The sequence below is a fragment of the Pseudomonas sp. 1L-E-NC-VB-C3 genome (genome assembly GCF_057291535.1).
In genome coordinates this window covers 403,258-414,949 of the sequence record NZ_JBXAWD010000003.1, presented here as the reverse complement: position 1 = coordinate 414,949, position 11,692 = coordinate 403,258, and the positions used below count along the sequence as shown (strand labels likewise).

The window sequence follows — 11,692 nt, the reverse complement described above, 5'->3', positions numbered from 1 at the left end:
TCAGCGGCCGGACGTGATGCTCAGGCCTTTGAGCAGGCTCAGGGCCTGGGCCAACTGGTAATCGTCATCCTGCGGCATCGCTTTCGCCTTGCCGCCGGAACCGCTCGGTTTGTCGGCGCCGCCGTTGCCGTTGCCCAGGTGACCTTGCAGATCAGCTTCCTTGAAGTACTCGCTGTCGGCTTCGTTGGTGATCTTCGCGCGGCGCACTTCGATGTCCGGCACGATGCCCTGAGCCTGGATCGAGCGGCCGTTCGGCGTGAAATACAGCGCGGTGGTGATCTTCAGCGCGCGGTCGTTGTTCAGCGGCAGCACGGTCTGCACCGAGCCCTTGCCGAAACTGGTGGTGCCCATGACCACGGCACGTTTCTGGTCCTGCAGGGCGCCGGCGACGATCTCCGAAGCCGAGGCACTGCCACCGTTGATCAGCACGACCATCGGTACCGCTTCGCTCTCGTCCTTGCCGGTGGCGGAGAAGCGCAACTCGGAGTTGGCAATGCGGCCCTTGGTGTAGACGATCAGGCCCTTGGTGATGAAATGGTCGACCACTTCAACCGCCGATTGCAGCACGCCGCCCGGGTTGTTGCGCAGGTCGAGGATGATGCCGTTGAGCTTCTTGCCGTTGTCCTTGCGCAGTTTGGCCAGAGCCTTGGAGACTTCTTCGCCGGTCTTGACCTGGAACTGGGTGATGCGGATATAGCCGTAGCCCGATTCCAGCAGCTGCGCCTTGACGCTCTTGACCTGAATCACTGCACGGGCCAGGGTCACGTCGAACGGCGTGCCGCCATCGCGAACCAGGGTCAGGGTGATTTTCTGACCGATCTTGCCGCGCATCTTGTCGACGGCTTCGGTCATGGTCTGGCCACGGGTTGGCTGGCCGTTGATCTTGACGATGAAGTCGCCAGCCTGGATGCCCGCCTTCGACGCTGGCGTGTCATCAATCGGCGAGACGACCTTGATGAAGCCGTCTTCGGCGCCGACTTCGATGCCCAGACCGCCGAATTCACCGCTGGTGCTTTCCTGCAGCTCGGTGAAATCTTCCGGGCCAAGGTAGGCCGAATGCGGATCGAGGTTGCTGAGCATGCCCTTGATCGCGTTTTCCAGCAGGGTCTTGTCGTCCACAGGCTCGACGTACGCGGCTTTGATCCGGTCCATGACCTCGGCGAAGGTGCGCAGCTCTTCCAGTGGCAACGGCGCCTTGGCGGTCGCGGCAGTGCCTGCCGGAGCGACGGTCGGGGCCGGTTGCGCGGCGAACGCCAGAGGCGCGCCGATCACCAGGGCGATCGTCAGGGCCAGCGAGGTAAGGCGGGACAAATGCAGCATGTCGAACGAACTCCTGAATTAGGTGGTGCGCTTATCCTTGCGCACGACACCATTGCGCCGGATCACTCGGGTGACCCTGCTGACGAATTGCGAAATACAGCGCTGGCGTGTCCTGACCGCCACTGTTACCGACAGTGGAAATCGACTCGCCCGCCTTGACCACATCACCCGCCGACTTGAGCAGCGTCTGGTTGTGGCCGTAAAGACTCAGAAAACCGTTGCCGTGATCAAGAATCACCAGCAAACCGGCACCGCGCAGCCAATCGGCGAACACCACGCGCCCGCCGTGTACGGCGTGCACCTGGCTGCCGGCGGAGGCGCTGATCATCACGCCATCCCACTTGGTGCGGGCGTCGTCGCCACGGCTTTCACCGAAGCGTGCGAGTAATCGACCATCAACCGGCCACGGAAGTTTTCCCCGGGTTGCAGCAAATGGCCCGCCAAACGTTTCGCCGCTGCTCGATACCAGCGCGCCGGGGCTTGATCTGGCGGGTTTTCGTGGGGCGTCGCTGTTTTCAGCCTGCGCCTCACGCAAACGCTTTTTTTCCGCTTCCTGCTGGGCGATCAGCGCTTTCTGCCGCGCCTCTTCTGCCTCACGAGCCTGTCGGGCCAGGGTTTCTTCAATGGTTTTAAGGACTTTAGACAGGTCTGCCTGATCCTGCTCGCGGGCGGCGAGTTTCTGATCGCGGGCCTTGACGTCGTCATTGAGTCTGGCGAGAACCTGCTGGCGCTCCTTGCGGACTTTCTCGAGTGCTTCGCGCTGCGTGTCCAGGTCGCTTTTCTGCACCAGCAACTGCGCTTGCTGCAGACCGATGTCTTTTTCGACATTGGCCAGTTGGCGCAGGGTTTCATTGAAGTTCTTCAACTGCTCCAGGCGTGCCTGGCTCAGGTAGTCGTAATAGGTGAGGGTGCGGGCGAATTTCTCGGGATTCTGCTGGTTGAGCAGCAGCTTGAGGTATTCCTGGCGGCCGTTCTGGTACGCCGCTCGGGCCTGAATGGCGATCAGTCGCTGCTGTTCAGTGCGCGCGCTCTGGAGTTTTTTTTTCTCTGCATCGAGCCGCTGCAGCTCGGATTCGCTCTTCTGCAGTTCTTTCTGCAGCGCGTCGACCTGCTTTTGCAGCTTGCCCATCTCGGTTTCAGTGCCCTTGAGCTCTTTCTGCACGCCGGACTTTTCTTCCTGCAGCTTGCCCAAGAGTTTTTTCAGCTCGGCGATATCCTGACGCGTGGCGTCCAACTGCTGTTGGGTTTGCGCGCGCTCGTCGGCGAAGGCCGGCTGGAGCAGACAGGTCAGAGCAAGGGCGATCAGGACGCGAAGCATAGGGGCGGGCGGCACCAGGGTAAGGGACGGCCTAGTATGCCCGCCCGAGGCTGCAAAAAAAACGCCCAATTGGGGCTGTGTGATAACTGGCTGGAGATACAGCTGAAAATAATCTTCGAAACCAGCACAAACCACTGTGGGAGCTGGCTTGCCAGCGATGGCGGCTGCACATTCAACATAAATGCTGGCTGTCAGCTTGCTATCGCTGGCAAGCCAGCTCCCACAGGGTTTTTGCGGTGTTTTCCGGATTCGGCTCAGACCAGAATCGAAGTCCCGGTCATCTCCGCCGGTTTTTCCAGACCCAGCAACATCAGCATGGTCGGTGCCACGTCAGCCAGTACACCACCTTCGCGCACTTTCAGGTCACGCTTGCCGACATAAATGAACGGCACCGGCTCGGTGGTGTGTGCGGTGTGCGCCTGGTGGGTTTCTTCATCGGCCATTTTTTCGACGTTGCCGTGGTCGGCAGTGATCAAGGCTTCGCCGCCGACTTTTTCCAGCGCCTCGACGATGCGACCGACGCAGGTGTCGAGGCACTCGACCGCTTTGACCGCTGCATCGAACACACCGCTGTGGCCGACCATGTCGCCGTTGGCGTAGTTGACCACGATCACGTCGTAGCGCTGGTTTTCGATGGCGTCGACGATACGGTCGGTGACTTCCGGCGCGCTCATTTCCGGCTGCAAGTCGTAGGTGGCGACTTTCGGCGACGGGATCAGGATGCGCTCTTCGCCCGGGAACGGTTCTTCACGACCGCCGGAGAAGAAGAAGGTCACGTGAGCGTACTTCTCGGTTTCAGCGATGCGCAGCTGGGTCTTGCCGTTTTTTGCCAGGTAATCACCAAGAACGTTTTCCAGGCTGCCGGCGGCGAAGGCCGACGGTGCCGGAATACTTGCGGCGTACTGGGTAAGCATGACGAAACCGGCCAGTTTCGGCTGACGGGCGCGCGCGAATTCCTTGAAATCGTCTTCGACGAACACCCGGGTCAGCTCGCGGGCGCGGTCGGCACGGAAGTTCATGAACACCACGGCATCGCCGTCTTCGACTTTGACCGGCTCACCGATGGAAGTGGCTTTGACGAATTCGTCGCTTTCGCCACGGGCGTAGGCGGCTTCGAGACCTTCCTGAGCAGTGGCGGCGTTGAATTCGCCGTTGCCGTCGACGATCAGGTTGTAGGCCTGGGCGACGCGATCCCAACGGTTGTCACGGTCCATGGCGAAATAGCGGCCGATGATGCTGGCGATCCGGCCTTTGCCGAGGGACTGGAAAGTCGCGTCGAGCAGTTCGATCGACGAAGCAGCGCTTTTCGGCGGCGTGTCGCGGCCATCGAGGAAGGCGTGCAGGTAGATTTTTTCGGCGCCGCGCTTGAAGGCCAGCTCGGCCATGGCGATCAGGTGATCCTGATGGCTGTGCACGCCGCCATCGGACAGCAGGCCCATGAAGTGCACGGCTTTGCCGGCGGCCACGGCTTTATCCACAGCGGCGCAGATGGTCGGATTGTCGAAGAATTCGCCGTCGCGGATCGCTTTGGTCACACGGGTGAAGTCCTGATACACCACGCGCCCGGCGCCGAGGTTCATGTGGCCGACTTCGGAGTTGCCCATCTGGCCGTCCGGCAGACCGACGTCCATGCCGCTGCCCGAGATCAAGCCGTTCGGCACGGTGGCCCACAGACGATCCAGCACAGGTTTCTTTGCCGCGAACACGGCATTGGATTCGGGGCTGTCGCTGTGACCGAAGCCGTCGAGAATCATCAGGACCAAAGGTTTGGGCGTAGTCGTCATGGAATCCACTCGTGGCTGATAAAGAAGAGGGCGATGGAAAACGGAGTTGGAGTTTAAAGCGAAGTTCCGACCGCGTCACCGCCGGACGGGGTTTGGCCGACCATAGTGGCTGTGTATACTGGCCGACATTTTAACGCCCTGGAACCTCCTTCGATGGTTGCTCACCTGATTGAATTTGCCACTAACCACTACATTCTTGTCGGTATCTTCGTCGTACTTCTGGCTCTGTTGCTGGCGCACACGATGCAGGGCGGCGGCAAGAGCCTGAGCACCGGCGAGCTGACCGCACTGGTCAATAAAGACGCAGGCGTGGTGGTGGACATCCGTCCGGCCAAGGATTATGCGGCTGGCCACATCGTCGGCGCGGTGAACATCCCGCAAGACAAACTGGCTGCCCGCGTCGGCGAGCTGGAAAAACACAAGGCCAAGACCATCATTCTGGTCGATGCCCTCGGTCAGACCGCCGGCACCCACGCCCGCGAGCTGATGAAGTCCGGCTTCACCGCCGCCAAGCTGTCCGGCGGGATTTCCAGCTGGAAAGGCGACAACCTGCCGCTGGTGAAATGACATGAGCGAAGTCATCGTCTACTCCAGCGATTACTGCCCTTACTGCTCGCGCGCCAAGCATCTGCTCGCCAGCAAAGGCGTGGCCTTCGAAGAGATCAAGGTCGATGGCAAGCCGCAGCTGCGTGCCGAAATGACCAAAAAGGCCGGGCGCACATCCGTGCCGCAGATCTGGATCGGCGCAAAGCACATCGGCGGTTGCGATGATTTATACGCCCTGGAACGCGCCGGCAAACTCGACGCGCTGCTCAAGGGCTGAACGGCTGCACCCACGTACAGCACTCCCTAAAAGACCCAAGATCGATAAGGATCTGAGATGACTGACCAACAGAACACTGCAGCCAGCGAAGAAGAAACCGCACCGCAATTTTCCTTGCAGCGCATCTACGTACGCGACCTGTCCTTCGAAGCCCCGAAAAGCCCGGCGATCTTCCGCCAGCAGTGGGATCCGGCGGTCGGTCTGGATCTGAACACGCGCCAGAAAGCGCTGGAAGGCGATTTCTACGAAGTGGTGCTGACTCTTTCCGTCACCGTGAAAAACGGTGAAGAAGTGGCCTTCATCGCTGAAGTGCAACAGGCCGGTATCTTCCTGATCAAGAATCTGGACGCGGCTTCGATGAGCCACACCTTGGGTGCGTTCTGCCCGAACATCCTGTTCCCGTACGCCCGCGAAACCCTGGACAGCCTGGTTACCCGTGGCTCGTTCCCGGCGCTGATGCTGGCCCCGGTGAACTTCGACGCCCTGTACGCGCAAGAGCTGCAGCGCATGCAGGAAAGCGGCGAGACCCCGACCGTTCAGTAAGACGGTTCAGTAATACCCATGTGGGAGCGAGCCTGCTCGCGAAAGCGGTCTGTCAGACACATCAATGTTGACTGACACTCCGTAATCGCGAGCAGGCTCGCTCCCACATTTGCTTGCGGCGTTACTTGAAGTCGTTCTGCCGCCACGCTTCGTACACGGCGACCGCCACGGTGTTGGACAGGTTCAGGCTGCGGCAGCCTTCGCGCATCGGCAGGCGCAGGCGCTGTTCGGCGGGCAGGGCGTCGAGCACGTCCGCCGGCAGGCCACGGCTTTCCGGGCCGAACAGAAAAGCGTCGCCGGGCACGAACGCGGCATCATGGAACGGTCGCGAACCCTTGGTGGTGAAGGCGAACACGCGCGGGTTGCCCAGACTTTCCAGACAACTGGCCAGGTCAGCGTGACGCTGCAACGTGGCATATTCGTGGTAGTCGAGACCGGCACGGCGCAGGCGCTTGTCGTCCATCTCGAAACCCAGTGGTTCGATCAAATGCAGGTGGCAGCCGCTGTTGGCGCACAGCCTGATAACGTTGCCGGTGTTCGGCGGAATTTCTGGTTGAAAAAGGATGACGTGAAACATGCACGGCTCCGAAGGTAAAGATGAGCGGCATTCTACGCCGCCTGTGGACAACCGTTCGAAACTATTCCCGCGAGTCATCGGCTCGCTGGCGATTGTCGGCTTGATGATCGGCTTGATGATCGGCCGTCTGACCACGCCCGATCCAAGCGTGCTGGAGCGTGTCGAGGTCACCGATGGTGGCCTGGTGGTGTGGTTCAACAACGAGCCGAAACTGCACGGCGAGATCATCGATGGCACCGTCGCGCTGCTGTTTCAGGCCGAAGGTCGGGCGCAGAAGGGCCAGCTCAGGCTCAACGGCAAGGACGTCAACTGGCGCACGCGCAAAAGCGATGGAGGGTTATTGCTGACGGTGCTGGCAGCGCGCCCGTTGCAGGGCGACTGGGTTGGCAGCGAGGTCGATGATCGTTGGCGGCTGGAGATCCGCTTGAGCGAGCCCTAGGGGCAAGTCCTCATCACTGGGCGCGCTCCGACACTGTTTGAGGTCGTTTCCCACTGCGGCCGTCTCCCTTTCCCATCTCCGTCCGATGCTCGTCCACGCTATCGTTTGCCCCTTCAAACGGCAGGATGCCGAAACCCGTTGTCCCCTTGCTCGACAGCATGGGGCGTCTTTTTCAAGGATGAAAACATGCCAGTAAAACCCCCTCGCGGTGGCGGTACCCACGTGGACGTTCCGGGCAGCCCGCTTCGGGCTGCGGACGCCGACATTTCGCTCCACGGCCACCCGGGTCGCACAGGCGTCGATGTGAATTTTGCTCAGCACCATTTGCTGCCGCGCGTCGAATCATCCAGTGATGCGACCCTGGGTGCCATACCCCCTGCCGCGGCCGTTGTGGTGCGCGCACTCGCAGAAGGTATTCGCCCTCCCGCCACCCAGCCTTCGCTGGACAATTACGTCACCAACGCCCGAGCGATACTTCCACAGGTCAACAGTGAGGGTTTGCGGGTGATCAGTCGGCGAACCTACGCAGACCTGGTCAACGGCGACCTGGTGCCTGTCGCAGTGGATCCTGCGACGGGTCTGTATCGAGCCCGGCGGCCAAGCGAGTTGCTCCCATCCGGCCCGGTGATGCTGCGCGATGTGGACAGCGGACTTTGGTATGCGCGTGAAGTCGCGGAGCCCACCACCCGGGAGCAGATCCGCAAGTACCTGCCCGACACGACCGACGAGGACGCGGACGCCTTCATCGCCCGGTTCGATGACAAGGACGGGGCAGAGCTTGAGCTCAAGCATATCCAGCTTGGGCTGGCGCAATTGGACTCGACGCGTTTTGACCTGCCGATCAGTCGAGGTCGCATTTCATCGGACAAGGAGTTACATGAGGCGCGGAATATATGGGCGACGTTTCGCCAGCTGTATAGATGGCAAGGCCAGCCCGAACAGCGCGTCTACCGTGACGGGCGGCATGTGGGCTTCAAGCTGGAAATCGATCTGACGATATGGCCAGTTCAAAAACCGCTTTCCTTGAAATTCAGCTCAGTGGTTTCTCTGACTTTAAGAGGCCGTGGCCGGCTGGACCCGGACGTGTTTTGCGCACAGTTTCCCAATCTTGAAAGTCTGACCATTACCAGTCAGGCAATCGAAGTGGAAGGGCGGTTTCAAGGCTGGAACGTGATCGAACGGGCTTATTCGAAATTCAGGCTGGATTCGCGCTTTGCCGAGCAATTGAAAAGATTCCCGCGTTTGCAAAGGCTGCACCTGCAGGACTGTGAACTAACGTCTGACTTTTCCGTACGAGGCCTTGCCAGGCTAAACGAGCTATGGCTTTGCAACACCTTCGAGGTCCCGGTGAACAGCCTGGACATGCAGATGCGGCGTCAGGAGCAAGTCACCTTTTTGCAAGTGGCAGCTGATATCAGAGGGATGACTGAACTGCGGGTGCTGGATCTGAGCCGCACCGGAATACACCTGCTGCCTTCCGGACTTGAGGCCATCGACGTGGCGTCGAAGCTGGAAGTGTTGAGACTGGGGGGCAATCCGCTTTCGATCAGCCCCTCACTCGAACACATGACCGCACTGCAGGAGCTGGATCTTTCCAATACACGATTGCAAAGATTTCCCGAGGGCATTACCGACAGGATTCCCGCAAGAGAACTGAATCTTGCGGACAATCACATCAGGTCGATCCCCGAATCCGTGGAGCTCAGAGCGGGCTTCAATCTCATCGGCAATCCGATAATGGGCCCGGCCTCTTTACGGCGGTTGATACGAGCACGTGTAGAGACAGGCACCGATATCTGGCTTGGGCAGGAAAGCAGCGATGTAACTGCCGATCTCTGGCTACGCAATGTGCCACAGGAACAGATAGCGGAAAAACAAGCGCTGTGGGACAGGCATAACGCCGCAATGCCACTGGCAGTGACCGGCATTCTTCGTCGACTGAGTCGAACGCCCGAGTTTCACGTGGAGCGCCCGCTTCTGCAGCGGCGCGTGTGGTGGTTTCTGGAAATGTATGACAGCGCCGAAGTCAACGAGCGGGCCAGGCTCGACGCCATTCTTTATACGGAAACGAGTCCCGGGAGAATGCTGGACAGGCTGGAGAATGAAATCCGCAACTATGACGGAGGGCGACAGAGTCAGCCGCTGCACCCTTTGCCCAAGCGTCCCAGGTTCGAGTAACTCGCAGGAGTACGCAGTGCCGATGCAAAAGCGGCAAACCTCGGCCCGTCTGTAACAGCAATGCCACCCCCCCATCGTCTCTGGGATAAATGCCAGGGACGACTTTCAAGGATGAAAACATGCCAGTAAAACCACCCCGCAGTGGCAGCACCCGCGTGGACACGGATGTTCACCCGGCCATGACCCGACGTCTGGACAAGGATTTCGCACTGGTGCGCACTCCCGATCTCAATGGCACCGCCCCCTGGGTTCGTGGCGATGATCCGAAGCTGCGGGGCAGCTTGCCGGGCGATGTTGTCGGCGCGGACAGGACCTTGCCGACGCCGATGGTCGAGGTTCGCCCTGCGCCGCACACCAATCCAAGTCCTCCCGTCATCGCCAGGTCGCTGGACAGTTACGCAATGCGATCACCGGCCGGACTGCCGGCAGCTGACGGTGACGGCTTCAGGCTGTACAAAAAACGTCAGTATGTGGATGTGTCTGGCGGCGGCATCGTTCTGGTAGGGGTGGATCCGGACAGCGGATTTTATCGCGCTCGACTCCCCAGCGAGTTGCTGCCCACCGGTCCATGGATGTTGCGGGATAGCCGCAGCGGCCTCTGGCATCCGCACAACGACTTCAACGCACGCACCGATCCTCTGACCGCTGCGGGTTTGCAGGGATTTCGCAGCGGGCTGGATCTCAGCGGCGTCGCCCCCGGCAGCGACGGCGTGGTACGTCACGCTGGCAAGCTCTACGTGGTCATTGATCAACAGGCGTATCAGGTTTTGCAGGATCTTGCTGCGTCTCGCCCGGAATACAAGGTCTGGCGTCTGGTTGATCCCAGTCATCCCGGCGCCACCGACAGCGCAAACATTTATCGCGCCAGCCTCGGCGGTGAGACGCTGGCCATTACCCGGAACGAGCGCAATACCTGGGTTTCCATCCTTCCTGGTTTACGCGGGGGCATGCAGCGCAATGAGGCTGCAGGTGCCAATCCGTTCAACTTTCATCGCCCCTGGCTCACTGACTCCGGCCCTTCACGGGGGCAAGCGGCGGTTGCAGACGCGACCACGCGGGCGCAGGTAAAACGCTATTTCGCCGACTCCACCGATCAGCATGCCGATGATTTCATTGCCCGATTTGCTGAGGCAGGTGCGGCTGAGGTGGAGCTCAAACGGCTACAGCTTGAGTTTCCTCAACTCAACCGTGAGGTCACTGCGTGGGAGACTGCCTACAGGGGTGACAGCAGTTCCGAGCGCATTCGGCGACTGGCAATAGGTGCCAGCGTGCGTCGATTGTTCAAGTGGCAGGGCGACAGTTCGGAAAAAGTCTACCGGGATGGCCGGCTGATCGGCTTCAGGTTGAAACTGGATTTGGGCGCGCGGGGGAATTTCGCCCTTCCGGTTTTTTCGACTCGACTCGGATCTGTTGTGTCTCTTGGCCTGGAGGGACGCACCTCTAGGAATCTGGGAGATCTGTTGTCGATGTTCCCGCGCATGGACACCTTGCAAACACGCAGAATCGACGGCCAGAAATTGCTTGCCCAACTCGACAAGCTCCCACAGTTGAGAGTCCTGGAAATTCGTGAAAGCAGTCTGTTGCTGTCGTCGACAGGCCTCGACCACTTCGCCACATTGATCGGGCTGGAAGAGTTGAGCCTGATCAACTGTGGTATCTGGCCCGATCTTTCAGTGCGAGGGATGACCGGGTTACGGGTATTGCGCGCACGTTCCTGTGGCTTGCTCCGTCTGCCTTTCGGATTGGATGAGGTGGCCGTGGCGTCACGGTTGCAGGTGCTTGATCTGTACCACAATCCCGAACTGCGACATCCGCCTGATGTGACCCAGATGTCCGAATTGCGAGTATTGGATCTGTCCCATACCCGCATATCCGCGCCGCCACCCGGGCTTGGCATGCAGAGCGGTCCTTCGCGACTCCAGGTCTTGAATTTATCCAGCACCCCACTCGCTGTGGCGCCGTCGCTCAGCGCAATGTCGGCATTGCTGGAAGTTGACCTGAGCCATACCGCGATAAAAACTTTCCCGGACGGCGTGAACTCCGAGGTTCCCCGAGCACGTCTGGATCTGAGTTATACCCGGATCGAATCAATCCCCGAAGCTGTTGAACTCAGGGAAGGTTTCAACCTTACCGGCACGTTGATTTCCGATCCTGTCTACTTTCGGCGGTTGATTGCTGCACGTCGGCAAACAGGTACGGACATCTGGTTGGGACGAGCTTCGAGCCATCTGGTCATAGACCACTGGATGCACAATGTTCCACAGGCGCAACGCGCCGCCCGGATTTCCCTCTGGGACTCGTTAATCGATCAGACGAATGTTGCCATGATGGGCAAAATCAGAGAGCTGGTCCGCACGCCTGAGTTTCAGGTTGAGCGGCCGCTTCTGCAGCGTCGGGTCTGGGCGTTTCTGGAACATTTCCAAAAGGCGAGTCTTGGTGAGCAAGACGCTTTGCGGGACATCGCGATAACGGAGTCCAGTCCCGGAAAAATGCTGGAAAGGCTCGAAGAGGAAATGACGAAGTTCGACTCAACCTGGCAGCACCAGCCCCCGCATCATTTGCCCAAGCGGCCGCGGCTTGCATAGGGGGGGGGCAAACCGCAGGCGGCACGATGCCGGCATCATCACCCCTGCACAAAAGCGCAGGCTGATGACGTTCGGCCTGCCCTGCCATTCCCACATTTGCTAGCGTCATTTCCCACCGGAGCCGT

General features: G+C 60.0%; 10 protein-coding genes. 6 read left to right on the top strand and 4 right to left on the bottom strand.

What is annotated here, in order from left to right:
- The 3 genes from AC0Z5Z_RS07355 to gpmI form a co-directional block, all read right to left on the bottom strand.
- Positions 1–1,320, bottom strand: a complete 1,320-nt coding sequence (locus AC0Z5Z_RS07355) for a S41 family peptidase (protein WP_039756590.1) — start codon at positions 1,318–1,320, stop codon at positions 1–3.
- A gap of 31 nt (positions 1,321–1,351) precedes the next feature.
- A complete protein-coding gene (locus AC0Z5Z_RS07350; protein WP_056787238.1) occupies positions 1,352–2,638 on the bottom strand; it encodes a murein hydrolase activator EnvC family protein in 1,287 nt (428 codons plus the stop codon).
- A gap of 254 nt (positions 2,639–2,892) precedes the next feature.
- Positions 2,893–4,422, bottom strand: coding sequence for a 2,3-bisphosphoglycerate-independent phosphoglycerate mutase (gpmI, locus tag AC0Z5Z_RS07345; RefSeq protein ID WP_423664263.1), 1,530 nt, complete (start codon positions 4,420–4,422; stop codon positions 2,893–2,895).
- A 153-nt stretch (positions 4,423–4,575) separates the two neighbouring features.
- Here gpmI and AC0Z5Z_RS07340 point away from each other — a divergent pair, with 153 nt between their 5' ends.
- Genes AC0Z5Z_RS07340 through secB form a run of 3 tightly spaced genes read left to right on the top strand, consistent with a single transcriptional unit; the run spans position 4,576 to position 5,788 of the window.
- Positions 4,576–4,989, top strand: coding sequence for a rhodanese-like domain-containing protein (locus tag AC0Z5Z_RS07340; RefSeq protein ID WP_016772116.1), 414 nt, complete (start codon positions 4,576–4,578; stop codon positions 4,987–4,989).
- Position 4,990: 1 nt separating this feature from the next.
- On the top strand, positions 4,991–5,245 hold the full coding sequence (grxC, locus tag AC0Z5Z_RS07335) for a glutaredoxin 3 (RefSeq protein WP_016772115.1): 255 nt from the start codon (positions 4,991–4,993) through the stop codon (positions 5,243–5,245).
- A 57-nt stretch (positions 5,246–5,302) separates the two neighbouring features.
- Entirely contained in the window at positions 5,303–5,788 is a 486-nt protein-coding gene (gene secB, locus AC0Z5Z_RS07330) for a protein-export chaperone SecB (RefSeq protein WP_016772114.1), read from the top strand.
- A 121-nt stretch (positions 5,789–5,909) separates the two neighbouring features.
- Here secB and AC0Z5Z_RS07325 read toward each other — a convergent pair whose 3' ends face one another.
- A complete protein-coding gene (locus AC0Z5Z_RS07325) occupies positions 5,910–6,365 on the bottom strand; it encodes a tRNA (cytidine(34)-2'-O)-methyltransferase (RefSeq protein WP_016772113.1) in 456 nt (151 codons plus the stop codon).
- Between AC0Z5Z_RS07325 and AC0Z5Z_RS07320 the strand changes: the two genes are divergently transcribed.
- The 3 genes from AC0Z5Z_RS07320 (at position 6,364) to AC0Z5Z_RS07310 (ending at position 11,567) form a co-directional block, all read left to right on the top strand.
- The gene (locus tag AC0Z5Z_RS07320) at positions 6,364–6,804 is read left to right on the top strand and encodes a hypothetical protein (protein ID WP_095181059.1); all 441 of its coding nucleotides are present in this window, start codon (positions 6,364–6,366) and stop codon (positions 6,802–6,804) included. The two genes, AC0Z5Z_RS07325 and AC0Z5Z_RS07320, sit on opposite strands and share 2 nt — an antisense overlap.
- Positions 6,805–6,990: 186 nt before the next feature.
- On the top strand, positions 6,991–8,982 hold the full coding sequence (locus tag AC0Z5Z_RS07315) for a leucine-rich repeat domain-containing protein (protein ID WP_485610914.1): 1,992 nt from the start codon (positions 6,991–6,993) through the stop codon (positions 8,980–8,982).
- Positions 8,983–9,101: 119 nt separating this feature from the next.
- The gene (locus AC0Z5Z_RS07310) at positions 9,102–11,567 is read left to right on the top strand and encodes a leucine-rich repeat domain-containing protein (RefSeq protein ID WP_485610913.1); all 2,466 of its coding nucleotides are present in this window, start codon (positions 9,102–9,104) and stop codon (positions 11,565–11,567) included.
- Positions 11,568–11,692 lie beyond the last annotated feature (125 nt).